General features: G+C 70.2%; 25 protein-coding genes. 13 read left to right on the top strand and 12 right to left on the bottom strand.

Going from position 1 to position 25,872, the window contains the following annotated elements:
• Positions 1-104 precede the first annotated feature (104 nt).
• From ACFY16_RS33850 to ACFY16_RS33830, 5 genes are all read left to right on the top strand, one after another.
• Positions 105-422 carry a helix-turn-helix domain-containing protein gene (locus ACFY16_RS33850; protein ID WP_390651044.1) on the top strand — a complete coding sequence of 106 codons (318 nt, stop codon included), beginning with the start codon at positions 105-107 and terminating at the stop codon, positions 420-422.
• The gene (locus ACFY16_RS33845; RefSeq protein WP_390651043.1) at positions 419-1,960 is read left to right on the top strand and encodes a helix-turn-helix domain-containing protein; all 1,542 of its coding nucleotides are present in this window, start codon (positions 419-421) and stop codon (positions 1,958-1,960) included. The genes ACFY16_RS33850 and ACFY16_RS33845 overlap by 4 nt, the downstream gene beginning before the upstream one ends.
• A 112-nt stretch (positions 1,961-2,072) precedes the next feature.
• On the top strand, positions 2,073-2,648 hold the full coding sequence (locus ACFY16_RS33840) for a helix-turn-helix domain-containing protein (protein WP_390651076.1): 576 nt from the start codon (positions 2,073-2,075) through the stop codon (positions 2,646-2,648).
• Positions 2,649-2,832: 184 nt separating this feature from the next.
• On the top strand, positions 2,833-3,117 hold the full coding sequence (locus tag ACFY16_RS33835) for a hypothetical protein (RefSeq protein WP_390651042.1): 285 nt from the start codon (positions 2,833-2,835) through the stop codon (positions 3,115-3,117).
• A 474-nt stretch (positions 3,118-3,591) separates the two neighbouring features.
• Positions 3,592-4,722 carry an FAD-dependent oxidoreductase gene (locus ACFY16_RS33830; RefSeq protein ID WP_390651041.1) on the top strand — a complete coding sequence of 377 codons (1,131 nt, stop codon included), beginning with the start codon at positions 3,592-3,594 and terminating at the stop codon, positions 4,720-4,722.
• A 255-nt stretch (positions 4,723-4,977) separates the two neighbouring features.
• Here the strand turns inward: ACFY16_RS33830 and ACFY16_RS33825 are convergent, their stop codons facing one another.
• The 4 genes from ACFY16_RS33825 to ACFY16_RS33810 all read right to left on the bottom strand — a co-directional run bounded on the left by ACFY16_RS33825 (position 4,978) and on the right by ACFY16_RS33810 (position 8,393).
• Positions 4,978-5,358, bottom strand: coding sequence for a hypothetical protein (locus ACFY16_RS33825; protein ID WP_390651040.1), 381 nt, complete (start codon positions 5,356-5,358; stop codon positions 4,978-4,980).
• A gap of 463 nt (positions 5,359-5,821) precedes the next feature.
• Positions 5,822-6,514, bottom strand: coding sequence for a 3-oxoacid CoA-transferase subunit B (locus tag ACFY16_RS33820; protein ID WP_390651039.1), 693 nt, complete (start codon positions 6,512-6,514; stop codon positions 5,822-5,824).
• Positions 6,511-7,179: a 3-oxoacid CoA-transferase subunit A gene (locus tag ACFY16_RS33815; protein WP_390651038.1), complete on the bottom strand. Its 669-nt coding sequence runs from the start codon at positions 7,177-7,179 to the stop codon at positions 6,511-6,513. The genes ACFY16_RS33820 and ACFY16_RS33815 overlap by 4 nt, the downstream gene beginning before the upstream one ends.
• A complete protein-coding gene (locus ACFY16_RS33810) occupies positions 7,176-8,393 on the bottom strand; it encodes a thiolase family protein (protein ID WP_390651037.1) in 1,218 nt (405 codons plus the stop codon). Before ACFY16_RS33810 ends, ACFY16_RS33815 begins: the two co-directional genes overlap by 4 nt.
• Positions 8,394-8,476: 83 nt before the next feature.
• On the opposite strand from ACFY16_RS33810, the gene ACFY16_RS33805 reads away from it, so the two are divergent.
• The 4 genes from ACFY16_RS33805 (at position 8,477) to ACFY16_RS33790 (ending at position 12,833) form a co-directional block, all read left to right on the top strand.
• Positions 8,477-9,445, top strand: a complete 969-nt coding sequence (locus ACFY16_RS33805; RefSeq protein ID WP_390651036.1) for a LysR substrate-binding domain-containing protein — start codon at positions 8,477-8,479, stop codon at positions 9,443-9,445.
• Positions 9,446-9,581: 136 nt separating this feature from the next.
• Positions 9,582-12,002: a SpoIIE family protein phosphatase gene (locus ACFY16_RS33800; RefSeq protein ID WP_390651035.1), complete on the top strand. Its 2,421-nt coding sequence runs from the start codon at positions 9,582-9,584 to the stop codon at positions 12,000-12,002.
• 211 nt (positions 12,003-12,213) lie between these two features.
• The gene (locus ACFY16_RS33795; RefSeq protein WP_186286700.1) at positions 12,214-12,453 is read left to right on the top strand and encodes a hypothetical protein; all 240 of its coding nucleotides are present in this window, start codon (positions 12,214-12,216) and stop codon (positions 12,451-12,453) included.
• The gene (locus ACFY16_RS33790; RefSeq protein ID WP_390651034.1) at positions 12,453-12,833 is read left to right on the top strand and encodes a toxin Doc; all 381 of its coding nucleotides are present in this window, start codon (positions 12,453-12,455) and stop codon (positions 12,831-12,833) included. The genes ACFY16_RS33795 and ACFY16_RS33790 overlap by 1 nt, the downstream gene beginning before the upstream one ends.
• Before the next feature lie 166 nt (positions 12,834-12,999).
• Here ACFY16_RS33790 and ACFY16_RS33785 read toward each other — a convergent pair whose 3' ends face one another.
• Positions 13,000-14,193 (bottom strand): MFS transporter, encoded by a 1,194-nt coding sequence (locus ACFY16_RS33785; RefSeq protein WP_390651033.1) that lies wholly within the window; start codon positions 14,191-14,193, stop codon positions 13,000-13,002.
• A gap of 99 nt (positions 14,194-14,292) precedes the next feature.
• On the opposite strand from ACFY16_RS33785, the gene ACFY16_RS33780 reads away from it, so the two are divergent.
• Positions 14,293-15,378: a DUF5937 family protein gene (locus ACFY16_RS33780; RefSeq protein ID WP_390651032.1), complete on the top strand. Its 1,086-nt coding sequence runs from the start codon at positions 14,293-14,295 to the stop codon at positions 15,376-15,378.
• A gap of 387 nt (positions 15,379-15,765) precedes the next feature.
• Here the strand turns inward: ACFY16_RS33780 and ACFY16_RS33775 are convergent, their stop codons facing one another.
• The 5 genes from ACFY16_RS33775 to ACFY16_RS33755 all read right to left on the bottom strand — a co-directional run bounded on the left by ACFY16_RS33775 (position 15,766) and on the right by ACFY16_RS33755 (position 20,121).
• Positions 15,766-16,461 carry an alpha/beta fold hydrolase gene (locus ACFY16_RS33775; RefSeq protein ID WP_390651031.1) on the bottom strand — a complete coding sequence of 232 codons (696 nt, stop codon included), beginning with the start codon at positions 16,459-16,461 and terminating at the stop codon, positions 15,766-15,768.
• A 243-nt stretch (positions 16,462-16,704) separates the two neighbouring features.
• On the bottom strand, positions 16,705-17,556 hold the full coding sequence (locus ACFY16_RS33770) for an aldo/keto reductase (RefSeq protein WP_390651030.1): 852 nt from the start codon (positions 17,554-17,556) through the stop codon (positions 16,705-16,707).
• A gap of 53 nt (positions 17,557-17,609) precedes the next feature.
• On the bottom strand, positions 17,610-17,936 hold the full coding sequence (locus tag ACFY16_RS33765; protein ID WP_390651029.1) for a carboxymuconolactone decarboxylase family protein: 327 nt from the start codon (positions 17,934-17,936) through the stop codon (positions 17,610-17,612).
• Positions 17,937-17,981: 45 nt separating this feature from the next.
• Complete coding sequence (locus ACFY16_RS33760) at positions 17,982-18,956, bottom strand: aldo/keto reductase (RefSeq protein ID WP_390651028.1); 975 nt, start codon at positions 18,954-18,956, stop codon at positions 17,982-17,984.
• 130 nt (positions 18,957-19,086) lie between these two features.
• On the bottom strand, positions 19,087-20,121 hold the full coding sequence (locus tag ACFY16_RS33755) for an alcohol dehydrogenase catalytic domain-containing protein (protein ID WP_390651027.1): 1,035 nt from the start codon (positions 20,119-20,121) through the stop codon (positions 19,087-19,089).
• Positions 20,122-20,341: 220 nt separating this feature from the next.
• Here ACFY16_RS33755 and ACFY16_RS33750 point away from each other — a divergent pair, with 220 nt between their 5' ends.
• The gene (locus tag ACFY16_RS33750) at positions 20,342-21,250 is read left to right on the top strand and encodes a helix-turn-helix transcriptional regulator (RefSeq protein ID WP_390651026.1); all 909 of its coding nucleotides are present in this window, start codon (positions 20,342-20,344) and stop codon (positions 21,248-21,250) included.
• Positions 21,251-21,311: 61 nt separating this feature from the next.
• Here the strand turns inward: ACFY16_RS33750 and ACFY16_RS33745 are convergent, their stop codons facing one another.
• Positions 21,312-23,495 (bottom strand): MMPL family transporter, encoded by a 2,184-nt coding sequence (locus ACFY16_RS33745; protein ID WP_390651024.1) that lies wholly within the window; start codon positions 23,493-23,495, stop codon positions 21,312-21,314.
• 5 nt (positions 23,496-23,500) lie between these two features.
• On the bottom strand, positions 23,501-23,716 hold the full coding sequence (locus ACFY16_RS33740; protein ID WP_390651023.1) for a hypothetical protein: 216 nt from the start codon (positions 23,714-23,716) through the stop codon (positions 23,501-23,503).
• Positions 23,717-23,920: 204 nt separating this feature from the next.
• Here ACFY16_RS33740 and ACFY16_RS33735 point away from each other — a divergent pair, with 204 nt between their 5' ends.
• Both ACFY16_RS33735 and ACFY16_RS33730 read left to right on the top strand, forming a co-directional pair.
• Entirely contained in the window at positions 23,921-25,081 is a 1,161-nt protein-coding gene (locus ACFY16_RS33735; protein WP_390651022.1) for a sensor histidine kinase, read from the top strand.
• The gene (locus tag ACFY16_RS33730; protein WP_390651021.1) at positions 25,081-25,752 is read left to right on the top strand and encodes a response regulator; all 672 of its coding nucleotides are present in this window, start codon (positions 25,081-25,083) and stop codon (positions 25,750-25,752) included. Before ACFY16_RS33735 ends, ACFY16_RS33730 begins: the two co-directional genes overlap by 1 nt.
• Positions 25,753-25,872: the final 120 nt, after the last annotated feature.

The raw sequence follows: 25,872 nt of genomic DNA, 5'->3' as shown, positions 1-25,872 counted from the left end.
CCAAGTGGTACGCGCGCCGGCTCCCCTCGGTCGACAGCAACCCCATCGCCGTGTTGATGCGTAATACGCATGCCGTATGCTGTTTGATTGGTAGCATCTGCGTCATGGGCATGAATCTCGAAGAGCGAGTCCGGTCCGCCGTGGCCGCACTTCTGTACGCGACCGGCGAGTCGCAGACCGAGCTCGCCCTTGCCCTGGGGGTGAGCCAGGCCCAGGTGAGCCGTCGTCAGGCCGGCAGCGCTGCCTGGAGCCTGGCCGACTGCGACGCGGTTGCCGCGCACTACGGCATCGACGCGATCGACCTCCTCACGGGCCCCACCCGGGCCACCGAGTCACTGCCCACAGAACGCCGCCGAGCTCCCGGCCGGCGCGCCGACACCGCGCGCTCCGCCGCAACGGTGCAGGACGGGGAAACCCGATGACGGACTTCGACGCGATCGATGCCCTGCTCGCCGGAGCCAAGCAGGAGGCTCCGCTGCCACGGGCCGAGGAGCGGCGCGCGCTGCGCGAAGATCTGAACCTCTCGCGCGCACAGCTCGCACGGGCCCTGAACGTCAGCCCCTCCACCGTCGGGGGCTGGGAGTCCGGCCGGGACCCGAGCGGCGAAGTGCGGGAGAAGTACGCGTACTTCCTCGAGGGAGCACGGACCAGGCTGGCCGCCTCCGCGACTGAGAGCGCACCGGCCGAGGAGCCCGTGGACGACGGCCCGCCAGAAGCCGAACAGAACCTCGGCCCGGACGACGTCGAAGTCCTCGCCTCCGCTCGGCCCTGTGTGCTGTGCGGGCAGCCGGCCCGTCACCAGGTCGCAGGATTTCCGCAACACCTGGACCCCGCCGAATGCGCGACAACCGAGCACCCACGGATGGCGGAACCCGCCCGGCCGGAGCAGCCTGCCCAGCAGAGGGAACCCCGCCCGCCGGCCTCCGCCGGCCGGCCGGGCCAGGCGGCCCACGGGGTCAAGGTCGTGCCCGTCGGCCGCCGTATGCAGACCGCCGACACCCCGGACCTGATCGCCGCCGCCGTCACAGCCGCCCTCGCCCAGCACTCCGGCGATGTCGAAGCGGCAACCAACGCACTGGTGAAGCGGGCGATCCCGGACGCGATGGCACTGCTGGACGAGAGCCGCAAGGGCGGACGGTACGACGTCGTCGCCCATCCGTGGCTGCCCGACATCCTGCGCAAGCAGACAGCGCGCGGCGCCGACCAGATCTGGGAAGCCCGCCCCAAGTGGAGCAGGACCGAACTGCCGCCCGGCGTCCACGAGGTGACCGCGCTCGACGTCAACGGCGCCTACCTGTCCGCGCTCAAGACGCACCTGCCGCTCGGCCAGCTGGAGCACTCCACCGGCAACGACCATGACCGGCGCCGCTCCGGCGTCCACCTCATCACCCCGCCGCACTGGGAACACGACGCCTACCTGCCCAACCCACTGGGCAACCGGGACGAGCCGGGCCCGCTCTGGGTGACCGAGCCGACCCTGCGCCTGCTGCTGCGTCTCGCCGGCCCGAAGTACGGACTGTGCGACCCGCCGCAGATCCACGAGTCCTGGACGTCCGGCGCCACCGAGGGCCTGCTGGAGAAGTTCCGCGTCGCTCTGAAGGACGCCAGGGACCGGGCGATCGCCGAGGACGACGACGTGACACTGGAATACGTCAAGGCGATGTACTCGAAGTTCGTCTCCACGCTGGGGGAGTCGAACTACAACCGGGAGCTGTACCGCACCGACTGGATGCACCTGATCCGCGCCCAGGCGTTCGCGAACCTGTGGTGGAAGGCGCACCGGGCCTACGACGAGGGCCTGATGGTCGTCCGGGCGATGGGCACCGACGAACTGCACGTCATCGGCGACTGGCGGGCGGTGTTCGCCGAAGGCCGTGGCGTCACCGAGGTCAAGGTCAAGGACGTCTACTCGGTCGGCGCCGAGCCGGAGCCCGCCTCCGGTGACGAACACGACGACTGAGCGAGAAGGGACAAGGCGACCGAACGTGCCGCCCGCGGACAACTCCGCTCGCGACCAGGAGCGCTCCCGCACTTGAGGTACCGTCAAGCAGGGGCAAGTGGAGGAGACGAAGGTGCCGGAGAGGAACATCGAGTTCGGCAAGTACGGGGCTCGCGGCATCAAGGGACATGAAGCCGTCGCCCGCCAGCTCGACGCGCTCGCCGGCTTCGTCACCACCCCGATCACGGCACGGCGTGGTCTGCTCGCACGACTCCACTACCTCACGCGTACCGATCACGCCCGCCAGGCGGCACGCGAGGCCGGCCTCACGGTCACGGACGACACCATCAACAAGTGGCTGCAGGGCAGGCGCAACCCGTCGAAGAGGAGCCTCCAGCAGATCGAGAGGGCCTACCGCACGGTGCGCCGCCACAACGTCGCCCGCTACCTGCTGGCGCGCCTCAACCGCGAAGGCCGCGGAACCCGCGTCGAGTTCCACCCGCTCAACCAGTCCCAGGTCAACCGGCCCCGCCAGCGTGCCGTCGAGTACCGCACCCTCAACGTCCGCCACTGGGACCGCATCATCGAGGCATGGGCCGCCGACGACTACGAAGCCCTCGACGACGCCTGGATCAGTGACGCGGTCGTCGACCTCGGCTCCCAGTGGGGCCAATACGAGTTCGTCACCAACATCGGATTCGCGGCCTGAGGCCATCGACTCATCCTGGGTATCGAGTGAAGCCCCCTTCCTCAGCCCTGGCCCCAGCAGATACCCGGTTCGGATCACCAATGCGCCTATCCGGGTGCCTTCCGGACATCCCGTGAGCGAGAGTCGTGCGGTGGGTGGTATGTCGTTTCGCGAGGTGACCTTGGGATCCGTGAGGAGATCAGCTATGTACGCAGTATTTCGTCGGTACGAAGGGGTCACGGATCCTGCCGAGGCGGGACGACGAGTGGACGAGGGATTCGTGCCCATCCTCCGCCAAGTCCCCGGATTCGTGGCCTACTACTGGGTTGACGCCGGGAATGGAGTGATGGTCTCCACCAGCGTCTTCGAAGACCAGGCCGGGGCCGAAGAGTCGATCACGAGGGCGGCTGACTTCGTACGGGACAGCCTCGCGTCCCTGCTCCCCAACCCTGCTCAGGTCACGGCCGGCCAAGTGGTGGCTGCTGGTTGACTTGCTCTCCCTCCTGAAGGGAGGGAGATTCTGGCCTGCTCGCCCGATGCCTGTACCGCTACGCGGCACAGGCATCGGGCAGGTTTCCTGGGCCGCAGTCTGTTCAACATCAAGACCTGCGCCCCTTCCGCGGCCCGGACGCCACCGAGGACGACGTCGAGGACCACGAGGACCGACGGCCGGCGCACACAGCCGTTGTGCCGTTCGCCGTACCCGGTGCAGGCCGGGCTTCGCATCGGCCTCGCATCGGCGCCCCGGAGGGCGACGCGGGAACGCGAGCATGAGCACGATCGACCCGGACGAGCTGAACGCCGAACTGAACGCCGTTCCGGGTAGGCGCCGGGGCTGAGCTGCGGTGTCGGTCAGGTATCGGAAGGCCGTCGGTCGGGTGTCGGCGGCTCGTCGGCGGGGTCGGGCACCTTTCCAGAAACGGCCGACCGGGCCCACCGGGCGGCCCGATCTCGAGGAGCCATCATGCACACCCCAGTCACGATCATCGGCGCCGGACTCGGCGGACTCACACTGGCCCGTGTCCTGCACGTCAACGGCATCCCGGCCACGGTCTACGAGGCCGATCCCTCCCCGTCGGCGCGCACGCAGGGCGGGATGCTCGACATTCACGACTACAACGGGCAGCTCGCCCTCGAGGCGGCCGGCCTGATGGACGAATTCCACGCCATAGTCCTGGAGGGCCGCCAGGCGATGCGGGTCCTCGACCTGGACGGGACCGTCATGTTCGAAGAGGCCGACGACGGCACGGGCGGTCGCCCCGAAGCGCTACGCGGCGACCTGCGACGGATCCTGCTCGACTCGCTCCCGGCCGGCACCGTCCGGTGGGGCCACAAGGTCAGCAGCACCCGTGCCCTCGGCGAGGGTCGCTACGAGGTGACGTTCGACGACGGCGGCACCGTCGTCGCCGACCTGCTGGTCGGCGCGGACGGCGCGTGGTCACGGGTGCGGCCGCTGCTCTCCACCGCCATACCTGAGTACGCCGGCACGTCGTTCGTCGAGACCTACCTGTTCGACGCCGACACCCGGCACCCCGCCGCCGCCAAAGCGGTCGGTGGCGGGTCGATGATGGCGCCCTCGCCCGGCAAGGAGATCTTCGCCCACCGGGAGAGCGGCGACACCCTGCACACCTACGTGGCGCTCACCAAGCCGCTGGACTGGTTCGCCGCCATCGATTTCACCGATGCTGCGGCGGCGACCGCGCGGATCGCGGCAGAGTTCGACGGCTGGGCACCGGAGCTCACCTCGCTGATCACCGACGGCGACACCGCGCCGGTCCTGCGCACTCACTACGCCCTGCCGACCGGGCACCGGTGGGACCGGGTACCAGGGGTGACCCTGCTCGGCGACGCCGCCCACCTCGCGGCCCCGAACGGCGAAGGCGCCAACCTGGCCATGCTCGACGGCGCCGAACTCGGCAAGGCCCTGGCCGCGCACCCCGACGACATCGAGGCCGCCCTCACCGAGTACGAGCAGGCCATGTTCCCCCGCAGCGCCGAGGTCGCCACTTTTGAAGGTGTCGAGGTCCACCGGATCGACTCCGACGACAACACAGCCCACGGCCTGATCAACATGTTCACCGAGAAGGGCCGATGAGCCACTCAAGCCCCGAACCGGGGCTCTCCTTACCACCCTTGCTCAACTCCCACCTCCCAGGCGCTTTCGCTCCGCCGGCCGCGGAAACCATCCGCGTCACCCTCCGGGCCGCCGCCCGCGCCGCCTGAGCGCCTGAGCGCCTGCCAGATCTTCAAAATCTTCGTTTTTCTGAAGATCGCCCTGCGGGGCCGCCCGGACCTCATGCGGTGAGCCCACGCCCGAGGGCCTGACGGCTGGGGCCTCCCAGCACGGCCGTCAAGCCGGAGGGCGTGTCATCACATACGTGTTCCCGATATCGGGATCCCCGTAGAAGAAGAACAGCTCCAACGCTTCACGCGGATCGCGGCGAACGTAAAAGTGCCATGTGTATGTCGCGGGCGGCGGGGCGGAAGCCGAAGCGTCGGCCGCGGTGGCGGCGTCGCGCGTCTCGAATCCGGTCCGGGTCGTCATGGCGAGGCGGATGTCCTGCCCGTCGGAGTCGTCGGTCAGTTCCCAGGTCCCGGTGCCGGAGACGCGCCAGCCGTCGTCGAAGTCGAAGTCCTGGCCGTCGAGCCGCTGAAAGAGGGCCGTACCGTCCGGGCGGAGTGTCAGCCGCGTGTCCTCGACGTTTTCCCAGCTCCCTGCGGCCTCGGTCATCGTGGCGTCGTGCAGCCCGGTGCCCGCGAAGTACTGGTATGGGTTGGCGCACGCACTCAGCACGGTCAGCCCCGTCACCACGCTCCCAACCCATCCCCCCGGTCTGCCCTTCCTCATTGCCGCCCCCCTGAACACAGCCTGATCGGACCCGCCGCCCGACACTGCTGTCGGGACATGACGAGTACACGCTGTCAGAATAATTGAACACGTTCAGCTCGGGGACGGGCTGTGCCCGTCAGGCCTGGCCACCATTGGGGCCGGCCCCGACGACGGCGGTGCGGGGCGCGCGAAGCCGACGTCGGTGGCCGGGCCGCTGACGTACTCGGGATGCCGCGCCGCCACCTCCACGGCGACCGCCCCACCGAGGAAGGCCCCGGCCACCACGAGTTGCGCAGCGCCGGCGCCCGGGCCGCGGCCACGATCCGGTCGGCGACCGGCGCCGGACTGCCGGTCCGCCGTGCCCTCAGCCCTCCGCGTGAGGTCGGGCCCGGGCGGGCAGGAGCGGCAGGTCCAGGCGGCCCGCGAGGTCGTCGATGGTGGTGCCGAAGGTCTCCCGCACCGTGATGCCCTGCGAGGTGATGTCGAAGACGGCGAGGTCGGTGTAGACACGGTCGACGCAGCCCGGTCCGGTCAGCGGGTAGGTGCACTGCGGTACGAGCTTCGGCACACCGGTCTTGCTGAACAGCGTCATCATGACGAAGACCTTCTTGGCTCCGATCGCCAGGTCCATGGCTCCGCCGACGGCGGGGATGGCGTCCGGGGCGCCGGTGTGCCAGTTGGCGAGGTCACCTCCCGCGGAGACCTGGAAGGCTCCCAGGACGCAGATGTCCAGGTGTCCGCCGCGCATCATGGCGAAGGAGTCGGCGTGGTGGAAGTACGCCGCTCCGGGCAGCTCGGTCACGGGGATCTTGCCGGCGTTGGTGAGATCGGGGTCGATCGCGTCGCCGTGTGCGGCCGGGCCCATGTTGAGCATGCCGTTCTCGGTGTGGAGCACCACACCGGAATCGGCGGGCAGGTGGTCGGCGACGAGTGTCGGCTGGCCGATACCGAGGTTGACGAAGGACCCGTGGGGGATGTCCTGGGCTATGAGAGCGGCGATGTCGTGCTTGCCCAGGGGGCCGCGCTCGGCGCCCATGGAGGGTCGGTCTGGGTTCATGCGTTGGCCTCCTGCACCACACGGTCGACATAGACGCTCGGCGTCACCACGGATTCCGGGTCGATCACTCCGGTGTCGACGACTTCGCGGACCTGCGCGATCACGGTCGTGGCCGCGGTGGCCATGACGGGCCCGAAGTTGCGGGCGGTCTTGCGGTAGACGAGGTTGCCCATGCGGTCGGCCCGGTGGGCGCCGATCAACGCGACATCGCCCTTGATCGGGTACTCCAGCACGTAGGTGCGGCCGTCGATGACACGGGTCTCCTTGCCCTCGGCCAGCAGGGTCCCGGCTCCGGTGGGGCAGAAGAACGCTCCGATCCCGGCTCCCGCCGCCCGCATCCGTTCGGCGAGGTTGCCCTGCGGCACGACTTCCAGCTCGACCTTGCCGGCCCGGTACAGCTCGTCGAAGACGTAGGAGTCGGCCTGTCGGGGGAAGGAACAGACGACCTTGCGGACCCGTCCCTTGGCCAGCAGCGCGGCAAGGCCGGTGTCGCCGTTGCCGGCGTTGTTGGACACGACGGTCAGGTCCGTGGCGCCCTGGCGGATGAGCGCGTCGATCAGGTCGACGGGCATACCGGCCATCCCGAACCCGCCGACGAGCACGGTGGAGCCGTCCTGGATGCCGGCAACGGCCTCGTCGGCATGGGCACACAGCTTCATGGTCATCGCCTCGTCTCCATGACGTTCCCCGTGACGTTCTCCAGGACCACGGCCAGCGCCTGGCCGACTCCGATGCAGATCGCGGCGAGGCCCCAGCGCTCGCCGGACTCCCGCAGCCGGTGGGCCAGCGTGCCCAGCAGCCTGCCGCCCGATGCGCCCAGCGGGTGGCCGAGCGCGATCGCGCCGCCCTTGGCGTTGACGATCGACGGGTCGATCTTCCAGGCGTCCACACAGGCCAGGGCCTGCACGGCGAACGCCTCGTTGAGTTCGACCGCGGAGACGTCCGACCAGGCGATGCCCGCGTTCTTCAGCGCCCGGTTCGCCGCCTCCACCGGCGCGAAGCCGAACAGCTGCGGATCCAGCGCGAACACCCCGCGCCCGGCTATGCGGGACAGCGGGTCCGTCCCGATGCGTGCCGCAGCGGCCTGTGAGCCCAGGAGCACGGCCGAGGCGCCGTCGCTCAGCGGCGAGGCATTGCCTGCCGTGATCACACCGCCGGGGCGGAACGACGGCTTGAGCGCGGCGAGTCTGTCGACCGTGGAGTCCGGCCTGATGCCCTCGTCCCGCGTGAGCGTGGTCCCCTTGCCGTCCACCGCGACCGGCACCACCAGGTCGTCGTAGAAGCCGGCCGTCCAGGCCGCGTCCGCCAGGGTGTGGGACCGGACGGCGAACTCGTCCTGCCGCTCCCGCGGGACGGGGAACCGCTCAGCGAGCTGCTCATTGGCCTCTCCCAGGGAGACCGTCCACTCCTGCGGCATCCGCTCGTTGACCAGCCGCCACCCCAGCGTGGTGGAGACAGCGGTCATGTCCTTGGCGGGATAGGCCCGGTCGGGCTTGGGCAGCACCCACGGGGCTCGGCTCATCGACTCCACACCACCGGTCAGCACGATGTCCGCGTCGCCGGTCTCGATGGCCCGGGAGGCGATGATCGCCGCGTCCAGGGAAGACCCGCACAGCCGGTTCACGGTCGTGGCGGGAACCGAGGTGGGCAGTCCGGCCAGGAGGACGGCCATCCGGCCGACGTTGCGGTTGTCCTCGCCGGCACCGTTGGCGTTCCCCCAGACAACGTCGCCGATCTCGCCCGGGTCGAGCGCCGGCGTCTTCGCCAGGACGCCGCGCACGGCGAGCGCCGCGAGGTCGTCCGGCCGGATGCCGGCGAGGGCTCCGGAGAACCGCCCGAAGGGTGTTCTTGCTGCTGCATACACGTAACTGTCGGTCACGGCTTCACCGTAAGAGCGCACACCTCATCACGTCCAAGACTTAGTTCCGCACTATTAATAAGACCGTTTTATAAAATGGGGCCATGGAGCTCCGTCAGGTCCGTTACTTCCTCACGCTCGCGGAAGAGTGCCACTTCGGGCGCGCCGCCGCCCGGCTGAACGTCGCCCAACCCGCCCTGTCCCAGCAGATCAAACAGCTGGAGCGGGAGCTGGGGACTCCTCTGTTCGACCGGTCCACCCGGCACGTCGAGCTCACCGAGGCGGGCCGGCATCTGATCGGTTACGCCCGCACGCTGCTGTCCGAGGCGGAACGCGCACGGGTTCACATGACAGAGCTCGCCACCGGCCGCGCGGGCCATGTCTCCGTCGGTTTCATCGGCACCGCCACCTACGACGTCCTTCCACGCGTCGCCCGGACCGTGCGCGCCCGGCTGCCCCGCATCACCCTCGACCTGCGGGGCGAGCTGCTCACCCCGCAGCTCACGGACGGCCTGCTCGACGGCACCTACGACCTGGCGGTCTTCCGTTCCGGTGCCGACACTGAGGGAGTGAGCAGCACACCGCTGCGTACCGAGCCCCTGGTGGCCGTGCTGCCGGCCCACCATCCGCTGGCCTCCGCCGGGCAGATCTCGCTGGGTTCGCTGGCGGGCGAACCCTTCGTCATCCATCCCGCCCAGGCGCGGTCCGCCATGTACGACCGCGTCCTGTCCGCCTGCCGCCGGGCGGGCTTCCGGCCCCCGTCCCTCGTCGAAGTCAGTGAGACCGCCACCCTCGTCGTTCTCGTGGCCGCCGGACACGGCGTGGCGCTCGTGCCGGAGTCGGTGCAGAGCCTGCGGCTCGACGGCGCCACCTACGTGCCGCTCGCCGAGACGGAGACCATCGACCTGGTCCTGGGCCGCCGGGCACTTCGCAATTCACCCTCTGTCCAGCAGGTGGCCTCGGTCATCGAAGAATGTGTGAACGCTTACGTATCTCCGTCCCGCCACACATCGGATGGCGCTGGGGCGGTCGCGTTTCGCCCGCCCGTGGGGCACTCCCGTACGCCTCCGTGAGCCGTACCGGCGATCGAGCTGTGGCCTGGGCGGATGATTTATCGGTACCCGCAATCGCATTGGCCGTGGCGCTGCGCTGCTCGTGCCCAGGCGCGGGTATCCCTGTCAGGGAGAGATCTGCTGCGTAGGAGTTGCCATGACGGGAGACGGCATCACTTCCGAGGAGCTGCCCGCTGATCGTCCTTTCGAGGCGGCGGACATCGTCACGGCCACGACCGATGAGCAGGGCATGGTGACCGGCTGGAGCGAGGGGGCCCGGCGTCTGCTCGGTTACCGGGCTGAGGATGTCGTAGGGCGGCCGGTTGCCGAGCTTCTGGCTGAGGATGTCCAGGATGTCGAGGAGTCCCTCGTCGGGCGGCAGAGCTGGAGCGGACGGGTGGCGGTGCGGCACCGGGACGGTCGCCGTGTGGAGGGTGAGCTGCTCGCGCATCGTCGGGTGACGCAGCACGGGTGCGACTGGCTCCTGGTGTGGGGCACGGCCCGGGGGGCGCGCCTGCCGGGGGACGACATCCCGGTGCAGTGGTGCTTCGACCAGTCGCCGTGCATTTTGGCGATCTTCGACACGGATCTGCGGTACGTGCGGACGAACGCCGACGAGGAGCGCGCGGTCGCCCTCACCGGGGAACAGCTGCGCGGGATGCGCATGCCGGAGGCGGTACCGCACCCGGAGTGCGAGAGGATCGAGCACGCCATGCGCCGCGTGGTGGTAACGGGGGAGCGGCAGTTCCTGGAGGTCTACCTGCGCGTTGCGGGCGAGAGCCGTCAGCATGCGTGGGCGATCCACCTCGCCCCGCTGAACGACCCGGCCGGCCGCTTGTGCGGGGTGTCCTTCGCGGCGCAGGACACCACCGAGCAGTACGAGGCCCAGCAGCGGCTGTTGCTCCTCAACGAGGCGGGTAGCCGCATCGGCACCAGCCTGGACATGACCGTCTGTGCGCAGCAGCTGGCCGACCTGGTCGTTCCCCGGCTTGCGGATTTCGCCAGTGTCGATCTGCTGACCAGTATCGACGCCGGCGGCGAGCCGCCGCCTGGCCCGGTGACGGGCCCGGTCACCATGCGCCGTACGGCCCGGCAGTCCATCCTTCAGGGCGTGCCTGAGTCCGCGGTCGGGCTGGGAGAGACCATCACCCATGCCGCGTCCTCCCCTGTTGCCGAGTGGTTGGCTGCCCGGCCGGCGGTGTACCGGATGACCGATCCCGCCCTCGTTCGATGGGCCGATCACGAACCGGTCCAGGCCGCCCGGCTCCGCGACGTGGGGACCCATTCGGTGATGGTGGTGCCAGTGCGGGCCCGCGGTGCCACCCTGGGAACGGCCGTCTTCCTCCGCCACCGACGCCCGGAGCCCTTCGAACAGGACGACCTGCTGCTCGCGGAGGAGATCACCGCCCGAACCGCTGTCTGCATTGACAACGCCCGCCGCTACACCCGCGAGCGCACGACCGCCGTGACCCTCCAACAGAGCCTGTTGCCCCAGCGGCTGGCCGAGCAGACAGCACTCGAGGTCGCCTCCCGTTACCTGCCCGCCAGCGCTCACGCAGGGGTGGGCGGCGACTGGTTCGACCTCATCCCACTCTCCGGCGCCCGGGTCGCCCTGGTCATCGGGGACGTCGTCGGCCACGGCATCCAGGCGTCGGCCGCCATGGGCCGACTGCGCGCTGCGGTGCGCACCCTGTCCGACATCGATCTCCCACCCGACGAACTGCTCACCCACCTGGACGACCTCGTCATCCGCCTGTCCGCGGAAGCCCCCACCGACTCGGGTTCCCAGACCGACGGCGACGTCGGTGCCACCTGCCTCTACGCGGTCTACGATCCGGTCTCCCGCCGCTGCACCCTCGCCCGCGCCGGACATTTCCCACCCGCGGTGTCCGGCCCGGACGGCACCGTGGACTTCCTCGACCTCCCCGCCGGCCCGCCGCTCGGCTTGGGCGGCCTCCCCTTCGAAGCAGCCGAGGTCGAACTGCCCGAAGGCAGCACCCTGGCCCTCTTCACCAATGGTCTGATCGAGGGGCGCGACCGCGATGCCGGGGAAGGGCTCGACACCCTGCGCCACGTCCTCGCCCAGCCCGCCGCCTCTCTCCAGGCCACTTGCGACGCCATTCTCGACGCCGCCAAGATCCCCGGTCGCCGGGACGACGACATCGCACTGCTCCTGGCCCGCACCCGGGCCCTGCCGGCCGATCAGGTCGCCACCTGGGAGGTGCTGAGCGAGCCGGCGGCCGTCGCCCAGGTTCGCACGAACGCCCTCGACCAGCTGACCGCATGGGGGTTGGACGAACTCTCATTCGTCACCGAACTCGTGGTCAGCGAACTGGTCACCAACGCGATCCGCTACGGCCAGCCGCCCATCCAGCTGCGGTTGATCTACGACCGCAGCCTCATCTGCGAGGTCCGCGACCACAGCAGCACCGCGCCGCACCTCAGGCGCGCCCGGGAGTTCGACGAGGGCGGACGCGGCCTGCTCCTGGTCGCCCAGCTCACCCAGCGCTGGGGAACCCGGTACACCCGGCCCGGCAAGACCATCTGGGCCGAACAGGACCTTCCCGCCGGGCTCTGACAGAAGGCCGGATGGTTCTCTGACCCGGCGGCCGGACACACCACCTCACCCTGGACGGCACGGTGGTCCATACCGACACGCGTGGCGGGCGGCCGCCGGCCCTGGCGGCGCGGGCCTGCGGTGGTCCGGGGAACTACGGGTTCGTGCTCATCGCGGAGCGCGCAGCACGAACGCCTCGCACGGCCGGCACCTACTAGGTACCATCGGGTGCATGCCATCCCTGAACGTGTCGTTCACCGACGAGGAACTCGAAGGCGTTCGCGCGGCCGCGGCCGCCGAGGGCAAGAGTCTCAAGCAGTACCTGCACGACCTCGGTGTCCGCGAGATGCAGCGCAAGCAGTTCATCACGGGTGCGAGCGCCTGGGCCGACCGGCTGCGCGAGGAGTTCGACGACGCCTTCCCCGACGAAGTGCCCCCCTCCGAGCGCCCCGGCGGGGCCGCGGCCGCCTGATGCACCTGCACATCGACGTCTCCTGGCTCCTCGACGTTCAGGAAGCCGCCCTCGGCCACAACGAGGACATGTCGGTCGCGGACTACTCCGCCCTGGTCGCCGCGGTAGCCCGGCACAAGACCAAGCTGCCCACCCTTGAGGCCGCCGACCCGGACACCGCATGGCGTGCGGCCGCGCTCATGCACACCATCGTGCGTCTTGAGCCGCTTCCGTACCGCAACGGCCTGTATGCCGCGTTCGTCGCGGCCCAGTACATGGACCAGTCCGGCGAGGGCATCGATCCACCTTACGGTGCCCTGTCCGATCTCGTACGGAAGATCCGCGATACGCGCCTGCGCGTCCCCGAGGTCGCAGACCAACTGCGCTCCTGGAAGGTCTGACCGGTACACACACGCCGAGCCTTCATCGGCCCTGGTGGGCGGCTGACGGGGTGTCGGTTCCTGGACCGGTCTGAAGTCTTCCCACGGACAACACCCCAATATCTGCGTCAGGTTGATCCGTCACCTGCGGTGACGTTGTCCGGCAGCACCGCTGAGCCCGCGTTCCTCAATCCTTCTCGGTGGCAACGGCGGAGGCGGACACAAGCGTCGCAGCGGCAAGGCTGCCCCAGAGTGCGGCCGAGCCGCGGGAGGCGAGAGCGGTGATGACCGCCGGGGAGACGGCGAGGCCGAAGCCCGTGGAGAGCTGGAAGCGGGCGAGGGCGCGCCCCAGGACATGGGCCGGGGCGAGGGCGGTGACGAGCGCGGTGGTGCTGCCGGCATAGATGATCTCGCCGATGGTGCAGACCACGGACACCATGGCGACGGCCGGGGCACTCCAGCCGTGTCCCAGTGAGGTGGCCGCGAGGAACCCGAGGTAGGACGCGGCGAGTACCACGCCGGCCAGAGCCAGCACGGTCCGCCGGGGGAGGCGGGACATCAGAACGGTGACGGGCACCTGCAGGGTGACCACCAGCACGGTGTTGGCCACGAAGATGGCTGCCGACCACACCGGGGACGCGTGCAACTGCGTCACCAGGACCAGAGGGAGCGCGATTTCGGGGACGTTGAGGCAGAAGACGTAGACCACGTTGGCGGCCAGCAGCGCGCGCATCCGAGGTGCGGGCCCGTCGGCCCTGCCCTTGACCGGAGCGGCGGCCGGATGCGTGTGCAGGTGGACCGACCATGCCAAGGCTGCCGCCGCGAGATGGGCGAGCCCGGTGACGGCTGCCAGCGCCTGCAATGCGGCGGTGCCGCCCGCCAGGCATGCGGTGGCGAGGAGGGCGCCCGCGCCCAGGCCGGCGTTGCGCAGGGCGCGGCCTCCCGCGAGAGCGGCGTCGCGTTCGCGGCCGTGGGCGACCGTGGCCACGAGGGCCGCATGGGCGGCCGGCCATGCCTGGTTGCCGATGCCGAGGAAGAGCGCCGCCGTCGCGAACAGCCCGACGTGCCCTGCCGGGGTGGCCAGCAGCAGCGCCACGCCCAGCACCCGTACCAGCATCGACGCCGCCACGACCGTGCTGCGTGCTCCCCGGTCCAGCCATCGGCCGACCGCGGGCATGCACACCAGACCCACGACGACACCGACCGTCATGGCGATGCCGGTGGCCGACGCGGACAGCCTCAGCACCGTCACCCCGTAGAGCAGCAGAAAGGGCCGCAGCAAGCCGGTGCCGAGCGCGTCCACGGCCAGGGCGACGGCATAGCGGGGGCCTCCGGAGGCACGGACGAGGGCGCGCGGCTGGATCTTGGTGGTGGTTGCCATGGCGTCAACGGTGCGTTCGACCGCCGGGCCGACTACGTCGGTTGACGAACACAGTCAATCGACGCGGTCGTCGGCCATCCGACCAGCGATGATGAGGGGATGACGTTGAGGATCGACATCGGCGGCCTGCCGTCCGGTCGACTGCGGTTCGCTGCCTCCCCGCTGGCCGAACTGACCGCGATGCTGCACGTGCTGGCCGAACCCGGGCATCACCCGCAGCTCGCCGGCTGGGCCGCGGACGTCTGGGCCGGGCTGCGGCCGGAGCTGGCCGAGCGGCTCAGGGAGGCGGAGTTCCTCTGGCGTTCCTCACGAGCCGACTTCCTGGTCCCCGCCCGTCCCCGGTCCACCCTCGCCGAGGAGTTGGACGATGTGGACCGGATCGACGATGAAACCTATGTGACCGCCGCGCTCATCACCACGTGCGGCAGCAACCGGGTCCACTTCGCCGCGCCGTCGCCGCTCGTCGACGCGACGGCGCGCGAGCGGGCCCTGGACCTGGCCCAGGCCCGCGGCGCGCTCCAAGAGGCCTTCGCGGAACGGCTGCTCGCGGACCCGGCCGCCGTACGGGCGCGGGTGCGGGACACCCTCGAACAGTGCGCCGAGGCCTTCTTCGACGCCGCCTGGACGGGCGTCGCCGTGCAACTCGCCACCGACCTGCGCCTGAAGAACGACCTGCTGAAGCGCCAGGGCATCGGGGCGGCACTCGCATCGGTCTCCGGCGCCGTGACCCTGGCGCCGGACGGCGACTGCATCATCGTGGACAAGCTGCAGGACAACGCGACCGCCGCCCACGGCACCGGGGTCACCTTCCTCCCCAGCGTCTTCGGCCGCCCGCACCTGGTGGCGGTCTATGCGCCCGGGTGGCAGCCGGTGGTGCAGTACCCCGTGGCCGAGGCGAGTCCATCAGAGCCGGTATCGCTGGAAACGGTCACGCTACGGCTGGAGGCACTCGCGCATCCGGTACGGCTGCGGCTGCTGCGCACCCTGGCCCGCGGCCCGCACACCACCGGTGAGCTGGCCCACGCCTGGGAACTCTCGCCCCCGGAGGTTTCCCGCCACCTCGCTGTCCTGCGCCGCGCGGGCCTGCTCACGGCCCGGCGGCAGGGGCGTTACGTCCGTTACACCGTCAATCTGCCCGATCTCACGGCGCTGGGGACCGACCTGCTGGCGGCCGTACTGCGCTGAGTAGCTTCGGTCCGCCGGAACACGGGCGCCCGCCGCCTTCGCGGCATCGTCCGACTCGGCAGGCCGCCGAGCAGTACCAGGTGCCAGAGGCGTCCCCCTTGCTCGCGGGCCAGTAGGAGCGGGAGCTCGGCGTGCATCCCGAGGCCCTGCGTGGCTGGATCCGGCAGGCCGAGGCCGATGCCGATGCCGGCGAGCGTGACGACGATTGACCACCGACGAACGCGCCGAGCTCGCCACGCCGCGCAAGGAGAACGCACGACGGCTTCGGGGTGGCCGCGGCGTTTGACGATGCGCCGGTAGCGCACGCCGAGAAACGGGTGTTCTTCCTCGGCGCTCACGACGACCCCTGGTTTTCGGATCGCCGGCCCGGCTCGTTTGCGGCTGCCGTCACAGGGTCAGCAGCAGGTCCCGGACGACGGCGGGCCGGGACAGGAACGGGTGGTGGCCTGCGTCGAGTTCTACGACGCTGCCGGCCCGGCGGGCGAACTCGCGCTGCAGGCGCGGCGGGGTGCCGCGGTCCTGGGCGCAGATGAGGTACGTCGAGGGCACCTGCTGCCATGCGGCCGCTCCGACCGGCTGCCCGGTCACCCGCACGCTCTGCCGGGCGAGATGGTCCGCCGCCTGCGCTTGGACTTCGGGGTCGCAGTCCTGCAGGAATGTGTTTACGAGCAGCTCGGGGCGAACCCCGAAGGTGCCGGCGTCGGGGTCGACGTCGAGGAACGGGGCGGGGCTGCCGTCCCCGAACTCTGACAGGCTCTGACCGACCTCGGGCAGGTAGCTGGAGACCAGCACCAGATGGCGTACCGACCTGACGCCCGCGGCGGCTTCCGCGGTGATGATGCCGCCGTAGCTGTGGGCGACCACCACGGTCGGCTCGTCGCTGTCCAGCAGTGCCTGCCGCACCGCCGCGACGTCCTCGGACAGCCCCGGACCGCTGCCGCCTCCGGGCACGCCCGCCTCGCCGCAACTCGGCAGCGCCGGGGCCACGCTCAGCACCCCTCGCTCCTGCAGCAGCTCGGCGGTGCGGTGCCACCACCACGACCCGTCCCGCACGCACGCCCCGTGCACGAACACGACCCTCATCGCTACCTCCGCGTCTGCCTGACCGCCTTCACCCCGCACTCGCGCATCAACGCCCGGTGCGACATGCCCGAGCGGGCATCACGGCGTATCGCCGCATCCAGAACCACCTGGACTTCGGCGCCACCATCGCCCCCTCACCACACAGAGCACTCCGATGCTCCCACCGCAAGCCGTCAACTACCCGGGAGCGCTTCCGGTCGGCATGGACCGGGTGGCCGCAGCGGGGTGCGTTGCCGCGCGGGGTCAGCTGTCGAGGCGGCGCTTGCTGAGCCAGGCGACCATCTCGGGGTCGTGGTGGTCGAAGAACAGCGTCTCGTCGGTGTCCAGGGCGGCGATCCGGTCCATCTGGTCGTCGGTGAGCTGGAAGTCGAAGACGTCGATGTTCTGCGCCATACGCTCCGGGCGCACGCTCTTGGGGATGGTGACGATGTCGCGCTGGATGAGCCAGCGCAGCACGACCTGGGCCGCGGACTTGTCGTAGGCCTTGCCGATCTCGGTGAGGACGGGGTGGGTGAACAGGCCGTTCTTGCCTTCGGCGAAGCCGCCCCAGGACTGGTGCCGGACACCGTGCTCGCGCATGAGGTCGTGGTCGGCGGTGCGCTGGAAGAAGGGGTGAGTCTCGATCTGGTTGACCGCCGGGGTGATCTCGTTGTTGAGGATCAGGTCCAGGAGGCGGTCGGGGTAGAAGTTGGCCACACCGATCGCCCTGGCCAGGCCCTCGCGGTTGGCGGCCTCCATGGCGCGCCACTGGCCGTAGACGTCGCCGTAGGGCTGGTGCATCAGATAGAGGTCGACGTGGTCGAGGCCGAGCTTGGTCAGCGAGGTCTCCAGGGCGCGCCGGGTGTTGTCCTGGGCGGGGGCGTCCTGGACCCAGAGCTTGGTGGTGACGAACAGGTCCTCGCGGGGGAGAGCGCTGCTCTTGATGGCGCGGCCTACGGCTTCCTCGTTGCCGTAGGCGGCGGCGGTGTCCAGGAGTCGGTAGCCGGCCGCGAGGGCGTCGGTGACGGCCTGCTCGGTGTTCTCGGGCGGGATCTGGTAGACGCCGAAGCCGAGGATGGGCATCTTGACGCCGTTGTTGAGGGTGACGTTCTGCACGGATGGCTCCTCAAGGGGAAGGGTTTGGTGCCGCGCGGCGGGGTGGCCTGCGGTCAGTTGCCGGGCTCGTTGACGGTGGCCAGGACGGTGTGGGTGTTCATCGCGGCGGGCCGGCCCGCGCAGAACGCCAGGTGGGTGATCGCCTCGGCGAGTTCCTGGGCGGTCAGCCCGTTGTCGAGGGCGCGGCGCAGCTGGCCGGTCAGTTGGGCTTCGCGGCCGAGGGAGGCCAGGGCGGCGACGGGGACCGGGCTGCGGTCGCGGGGCGGCAGCTCTGGCCGCTGCCAGTTGTCGGCGAACAGGACGTCGTCGGTGAGGTCGGCGAGTTTGGGGACGTGGCGACGGATGAGATCCGGGGCGACGCGCGGGTTGTTCCCGGTCATGGGAGGACCCTTCCTTGCTCGGGCTGGATGGGCGACCGGTCGGCGTCAGCGCTCCATCATGCGCATCTGGGCTTCCAGGTGGGTGTCCCCGGCGGCCGGGGGCAGGCTGCTCAGCCGTGCCAGCTGTTCCTTGCTCAGGTGGACGGCGTCGGCGCCGGTGTTCTCCTCGACGCGGGCGACCCGGCGGGTGCCGGGGATGGGCGCGATGTCGTCGCCCTGGGCGAGCAGCCATGCGAGGGCGACCTGGGCCGGGGTGGCGCCGATCTCGGTGGCGATGGCGGCGACCTGGTCGGCCAGGCGGAGGTTGTGCGCGAAGTTCTCACCGCTGAAGCGGGGGTTGTCGGCGCGGAAGTCGGTCGCGTCGAACTGCTCGGTGGAGCGGATCTGGCCGGTCAGGAAGCCGCGCCCCAGGGGGGAGAACGGCACGAAGCCGATGTTCAGCTCTCGCAGCACCGGCAGCACGCGTGCTTCGGGATCGCGGGTGAACAGCGAGTACTCGGACTGCACCGCTGTGACCGGGTGGACGGCGTGGGCGCGGCGGATGGTGTCCGGGCCTGCCTCCGACAGGCCGATGTGCCGGATCTTGCCCTCGGCGACCAGCTCGGCGAGGGTGCCGACGGTGTCCTCGACGGGGGTGCCGGGGTCGACGCGGTGCTGGTAGTACAGGTCGATGCGGTCGGTGCCCAGGCGCTTGAGGGAGCCTTCGACGGCGGCGCGGATGTTGGCCGGGCTGCTGTCGGTGGGCCCGGGGCGGCCGGTGTGGGAGATGAGGCCGAACTTGCTGGCCAGCACCACCTGGTCCCGGCGGCCCTTGAGGGCGCGGCCGACGAGTTCCTCGTTGGTGTAGGGGCCGTAGACCTCGGCGGTGTCGAGGAAGGTGACGCCCAGTTCCAGGGCGCGGTGGATGGTGCGGATCGACTCGTCGTCGTCGGTGCCGGCGCCGGTGTAGCCGTGGGACATGCCCATGGCTCCCAGGCCGATGCGGGAGACGTCCAGGTCGCGCAGAGTGATGTGCTTCACGAGGTGTCCCGTTCGTTCGAGGTGTGTTTCGGCGCGCACGGCACGGGCGTCGGGCCCGCGAAGGGAGAGGGGTGCCGCAGCGCACGGTAGAAGAGTCGGGCGGCGGTGGCGGGCAGACCCGCCGGGCCGGTCAGGGGCGGACGGCGACCTTGAGGGCTTCGCGGTCGTTCATGAGCCGGTAGCCCTCCGCGACGTCTTCCAGCGGCACGGTGCGGTCGAAGACGCGGCCGGGGTGGATGGCGCCGCTGAGGATGTGCGGCATGAGGTCCTCGATGTAGGCGCGGGCCGGGGCGACGCCCCCGGTCAGGGTGACGTTGCGCAGGAACTCGGGAAAGCCGAGGGGAACCTCCGCGTACTGCGGGGCGCCGACCCGGCTGATGACGCCGCCGTCGCGGACGACGCCCGCGGACTGCACCAGCGCCTCCTTCAGGCCCACGCACTCCAGGACCCGAGCGGTACCGTGGCCGCCGGTCAGGTCCCGGACCGCGGCGATGCCTTCCTCGCCGCGCGCGGCGACGACATCGGTCGCGCCGAAGTCGCGGCCGAGGTCGGTGCGAGCGGTGTGCCGGCCCATCAGGATGATCTGCTCTGCCCCCAGCAGCTTCGCGGCGATGACGGCCGACAGGCCGACGGCTCCGTCGCCGATCACGGTGACGCGGTCCCCCGCCGCCACGCCGGCCGTGCGGGCGGCGTGGTAGCCGGTGCACAGAACGTCGGACAGCGTCAGCAGATCCGGCAGCAGCTCGGAGTTCTCGCCGACCGGGAGAACGACGAGCGTGCCGTCCGCGTGCGGCACGCGGGTGGCCTGTCCCTGGCCGCCGTCGACGCCGTTCACACCCCACTGACCGCCGTGCACACAGGACGTGTGCAGCCCCTCGCGGCAGAACTCGCACGTGCCGTCGCTGTAGGTGAACGGAGCGACGACCAGGTCCCCTGCCTTGACGGAGGTCACCTGGCTGCCGGTCTCCTCGACCACGCCGATGAACTCGTGTCCCATCTGGCGAGGCTGGTCGGTCAGCGGCTGGGCCTTGTAAGGCCACAGGTCACTGCCGCAGATGCACCCGATCACGATGCGCACGACGGCGTCCGTGGGCTGCTGGACCTTCGGTTCGGGCACGTCCTCGACACGGACGTCGCCTGCCTGGTGGAGGAGGGTTGCGCGCACGGTAGCGCCTTCCTTGCGATGGGGCATGGGGGACAGCGGGCTGGACGAACCGGTCACCTCACGGCATCGCCGAGCAGGCGGTCCGCGCCCGCTTCCACCACACTCCTCCACACTGACGACGCGCGGCAGGGCGAGATACTCCGGGGAATGCCAAGGGGGGTGTAGCAGGGCTCCCCTCGCTACCCGCGCCCGGTCATCCGGCGCTGGCAGACTGGACGACATGCCAGAGCAGCAGCCAGGCGGCGGAACGGAACTCGGACACTTCCTGCGGGCCCGGCGCACCCACATCACCCCCGCCGACGTCGGCCTCACCCCGGGAGCCGGAGTGCGCCGCACCCCGGGACTGCGCCGCGAAGAAGTCGCCGCCCTGGCCGGAGTGAGCATCGACTACTACACCCGCCTCGAACGCGGCAAGGAAACCCGGCCCAGTCTCGCGGTCGTCGAGGCCCTGGGCCGTGCCCTGAAACTCGACGAGGACGAACTCGGTCACCTCCACGACCTGGTCGTCCGCGCTGCCCGCCACGCGCCCGAGCCCCCGACCGCCCCCAGTCGGACCGTCAGCCCCCAGGTCAAGCAGATCCTGGAGAACCTACGGCCCAGCCCCGCCTACGTCACCAGCCGCACCCTCGATCTGCTCGCCCACAACACCGGCGCACTCAACTTGTACGCCGGCATCGAGGACTGGCCCGCCAAGCAGCGCAACCTCGCCCGTTTCCTCTTCCTCCACCCCGCGGCGCGTGACCTCTACGTCGACTGGGACACCCAGATCGCCGGATGCGTCGCCCGCCTGCGTGCCCTGGCCGGCACCGACCCGGACGCCCCCGACCTGGCCTCCCTCATCGGCGAACTCCTCCTCAAGAGCAAGGACTTCGCCAAGCTGTGGGAACGCTACGAGGTCACCCGCCGCACCCACACGAAGAAGCAGAAGACCTTCCACCACCCGCAGGTCGGTCAGATCACTCTGGCCTTCCAGGGCATGCAACTCGAAGGCACTCCCGGCCACCGCCTGGGCGTGTACACCGCCGCACCCGGTACCCCCGAGTACGACGCCGTGGTGCTGCTCGACATGATCGGCCCCCGCCCAGTAGAGCGCCCGGTGGAGACCGAACAGCCCCACCGGCGGACTTGAGCATCACGCACTGCGGAGGTGGCGTGGGTGTGTGGTGATGCGAACTGTGTCGAGGCGACGGTCAGCTGTGCGCGGGGCGTTCGATGGACACCTTGGGCAGCTTTCGGGCCAGCGGTGCAGGGAGCCACCAGGCCCACTTGCCGAGCATGTGCATGACGGCGGGGACGATCAGGCATCGGATGACCGCGGCGTCGAGAAGGATGGCGACGGCCAGGCCGAGCCCGAACTGCTGGAGCATGCGGTCGGAGCTGAGGACGAAGGCCCCGAAGACGAACATCATGATGGCCGCGGCGGCGGTGATGACCTTGCCGGTGGAAGCGAGCCCTTCGCGTACGGATCGCGAATGGTCTTGGGTGCGGGTCCATTCTTCGTGGATGCGGGAGATGAGGAAGACCTCGTAGTCCATGGAAAGCCCGAAGACGATCGCGAAGATCAGCGCGGGGATGAATGCTTCGATGGGGCCCGGTTGTGCTCCGAACCAGCCGTGCTGGAACACCAGGGTGATCACGCCGAGCGCGGCGGAGATGGACAGCAGGTTCAGGATGGCGGCCTTGACGGGGATCCAGATGGATCGGAAGACCAGCAGAAGCAGGAGTGAGGAGACGCCGACGACGACGGCGACGAACAGGGGCAGCCGGTCGGCGAGAGTCTCGGAGACGTCCTGGGAGGCGGCCGTGGCACCGCCGACCAGGACCTCGGCGCCGGTGGTCTGCTCCAGGGGCGGGGCCACGTCGTCACGCAAGTGGTGGACGAGGTCCACGGTCCCCTCGGCCTGTGGAGAGGTCGTCGGGTAGACGAAGACGGTGGACAGGGCGCCGTCCGCGGAGGGCATCGCCGGGCTGGCTTCGGCGACGCCGTCGGTGGCGGCGAGTTGTGCCCGGACGGTCTTGCCGGCTTCTTGGTCGCCCTTCACCAGGACGATGAGCGGACCGTTGAAGCCGGGGCCGAAACCCTCGGCGAGCAGGTCGTACGCGTGGCGGGAGGTGGTCTCCTCGGGGTCGTTGCCGGAGTCGGCGAACCCCAGGCGCATGCCCAGGGCCGGTGCGGACAGAGCCAGGAGCGCGATGACGCCGACCAGCAGGGTGGGGATCGGGCGTCGCTGCACGGCGCGTGCCATGGCGCGCCAGCGGTTGCCTTCGGTCCTGCCCTTCTTGGTGGCCTTGGCCTGCTGCTTGAGCACAAGGCGCTGGATGCGCTTGCCGAACAGTGCCAGCAGCGCGGGCAGCAGCACCAGGGAGGCGGCCATGGTGATCAGTACGGTGATGGCCACCGCGAGGGCGATGCCCTGCAGCGAGCCGAGCCCGAGGGCGACCAGGCCCAGCAGGGCGACGATGACTGTGCAGCCGGCGAAGAAGACGGTGCGGCCGGCGGAGTCGAGGGCCGTGTGGCCGGCCTGCGCGGGCTGGGCACCGGCCAGGAGTTCATGGCGGTAGCGGTAGAAGATCAGCAGGGCGTAGTCGACGCCGACGCCGAGGCCGACCAGCATCAGGATGGGCGGGGTGAAGTCGGCGACGGTGAAGAGGTGCGAGGCCAGGGCGATCAGGCCGATGGCGCCGCCGACGGCGAACAGCGCGGTGATCAGCGGCAGTGATGCCGCCAGCAGCGAGCCGAACAGCAGCACCAGGATGACCAGGGCGGCCACGATTCCGGCGAGTTCGGCGGTTGGTCCCGCCTTGTCCTCCGCGTTGCGCGCGGCCTCGCCGCCCACTTCGACCTGAAGGTGTTCGGTGGCGATGCTCTGCGCGGTGTCGATGATCTTGGCGACGTCCTCCTTGGGGACGTCCTCCGTCTTGCCGTCCAGCGTGACGGACGCGTAGGCGATCGTGCCGTCTTTGGACACCGCAGCGGCATCGGCGAAGGGGCTGCGCACGTCGGCGACACCCGCCATCTGCTTCACCTTGGCCAGCATCGGCTCGACGGCGGCCTTGGCGGTCTCGACGCCGGCGGTGTCCTTGAAGACGATCTCGACGCTGTCGCCTGCCTGGTCGCTGCCGTGCTTCTTGAACAGGTCGGTGGCCGCCTGGGAATCGGTGCCCGGCAGCGAGAAGTCGTTGTGGTACGCGGAGCCGGCAGCGGTTGAGCCCAGCGTGATGGCGGCCAGGACAGCCACCCAGAGCGCGATGGCGGCCCAGCGATGACGTTGCGCCCAGCCGGCCAGGGCACCGAAGCGTCCGACGGGCGCGGGCTTTTCGGCCTGTGGCGGGGGCGGGGCGAGGGGCGCGGCGGAGCCGCGGGGGGAAGACATGATGCCTACCTCGATTTCGAGCGAGTGCTGCCTGGAGTCACCGCCACGCCCACGACCATGCCGGCCAGGGCGGGTACGCCGAGCACCAGCCCGGCGAACGCACCACTGACCGTGATCGCGAACGATCCGGCAGCGGCGACCAGCAGAATTCCGGCAGCGGCACCCACGAGCGCGCCGACGAAGGCAGCACTGATCCGCGGGGGAGTGAGGGACGACGACATGCCATCGAGCGTGCCCGCGCGCCCCGGGCGCCGGCGTCGGCCCACGGCTGACAACCGGCCTACACCAGCGGCAGGAGGCGATGGCCGCGCCGTACACCAGCAGATGTACGTTCCGGCCGGCGCGTACCTCCCCAGCACGCACCCCTCGACGCACATGCGGACATAAAGCTCCAGGTGTGACCGTGCCGCAGGCAGAATGAAGCAATGCCGCACTTCGATGTCACCCGCCTCCGCCTGCCCAGAGGGCCGCGCGCCGACCTGGCCCTCGCCGGAGTCGTGCTGGTGCTGGCGGGGGTGGCCGAAGGGCAGCGGCTGGGCCCGGACTGGGACGCGACCACGTCCGTGATCGGCTCCTGGCTCCTGGCGACGGCGGTGTGCGCGGCGCTGCCGATGCGCCGCCGCCACCCGGTGGCGGTGGGCTGGTTCACGGTGCTCGGCACGGGCGTCTACTACCTGCTGAGCACGGTCGACGGTCCGCTCGTCGTGATCCCGATCGCCGCGCTGTACGCGCTGGCGGCCCAGGGGCGGCTCCAGGCGTCGGTCGCCATGGCCGCGGTGATGGTCATCGGTGTGGGCGCGGGGGTTCTGGCCGGCACCGGCGACGTCAACGGTACGGCGGTCTTCATGCTGACCGGCTGGCTGGTCGCCGTCGTGGCTCTGGGCGCGATGCGCCACGGCCGGGTCGCCTACGCCGAGGAGGAGGCCAGACTGCGAGCCACGCAGGAGCGGCTGCGCATCGCCCGTGAACTGCACGACGTGATCGGCCACAACATGTCGATGATCCACGTGCAGGCGTCTGCCGCCCTGCACCGGCTGCAGAAGGACCCCGGCCAGGCACAGGAAGCACTGGCCGCCATCAAACAGAGCAGCAAGGAGGGTCTGCAGGAACTGCGTACCACCCTCGGTGTACTGCGTCAGGTCGACGAAGAAGCCCCCACCACCCCCTCACCGGGGCTGTCCAGAATCGACGATCTGGTCGCTTCAGCAACTCGGGCGGGCCTGGACGTGCGCATCGAGCAGAGCGGAAACCACGCCGCGCTGCCGGCAGCGGTGGATCTCGCCGCCTATCGCATCGTGCAGGAATCACTGACCAACGCCGTCAAGCACAGTGGTGCCCGGCACGTCGTCATCCAGCTCCACCACGGCGACCGGGAACTGACGCTCAGTGTCCAGGACGACGGGCAAGGGGGCCGGTCCCCGGCCCTCGCCCGGCATGCAGTCGGCAGCGGGATCGCGGGCATGACGGAACGAGCGCGCGCGCTGGGCGGAACGCTGAGCGCCGAGCCCGCTCACGCGGGCGGGTTCATCGTTCGGGCCCGGCTACCGTTCTTCAGACCACCACGAGCCGATCGGCGGAGCCGTTGATGATCAGGATCCTGCTGGCGGACGACCAGCGCCTCGTGCGCGCAGGCATCCGCAGCATCCTCGACGACGAGGACGACTTTCACGTGGTCGCCGAGGCCGCCGACGGGCACGCCGCCCTCGCCGCCTGCCGCGAACTGCAGCCCGACGTGGTGCTGATGGACATCCGCATGCCCGGCATGGACGGATTGGAAGCCGCTCGTCGCATCGCCGCCGACGAGCAACTGGCGGCAGTGAAGGTGGTCATGCTGACGACTTTCGACCTGGACGAGTACGTGTACGGGGCCTTGCGGGCCGGCGCCACCGGCTTCCTCGTCAAGGACACCGAACCGGCGGAACTCCTGCACGCGGTGCGCGTCGCCGCGCGAGGCGACGCGCTCATCAGCCCCTCCATCACCCGCCGGCTCATCGCCGAATTGGCCAACCGCCCGGACAACACCCGCAAGCCCGACCACCGCCTTGACGCCCTGACCGGCCGCGAACGTGAAGTCATGCAGCTGATCGCGGCCGGACGCACCAACGACGAGATCGCCGCACGACTGGTGGTCTCCCCGCTGACGGCGAAGACCCATGTCAGCCGCATCATGGCCAAACTCGGCGCCCGGGACAGATCCCAAGTCGTGGTCATGGCCTATGAGTACCGCATGGTCAGCCCCGGTTGGCTCAGGGACTGAGGGATCTGCATCATCAACGCCCCTGGCTGTGGATTCCGAGACAACCGTTGTCGTGTCGCGAAGAGCTCCATCAGCCCCGGACGCCCTTTGGAGGGGTGTCCGGGGCCGTAGCGGCGAGTT

This window comes from Streptomyces sp. NPDC001315 (assembly GCF_042896175.1).
GTDB lineage: Bacteria > Actinomycetota > Actinomycetes > Streptomycetales > Streptomycetaceae > Streptomyces.
This window is presented reverse-complemented; position numbering and strand designations above follow the sequence as displayed.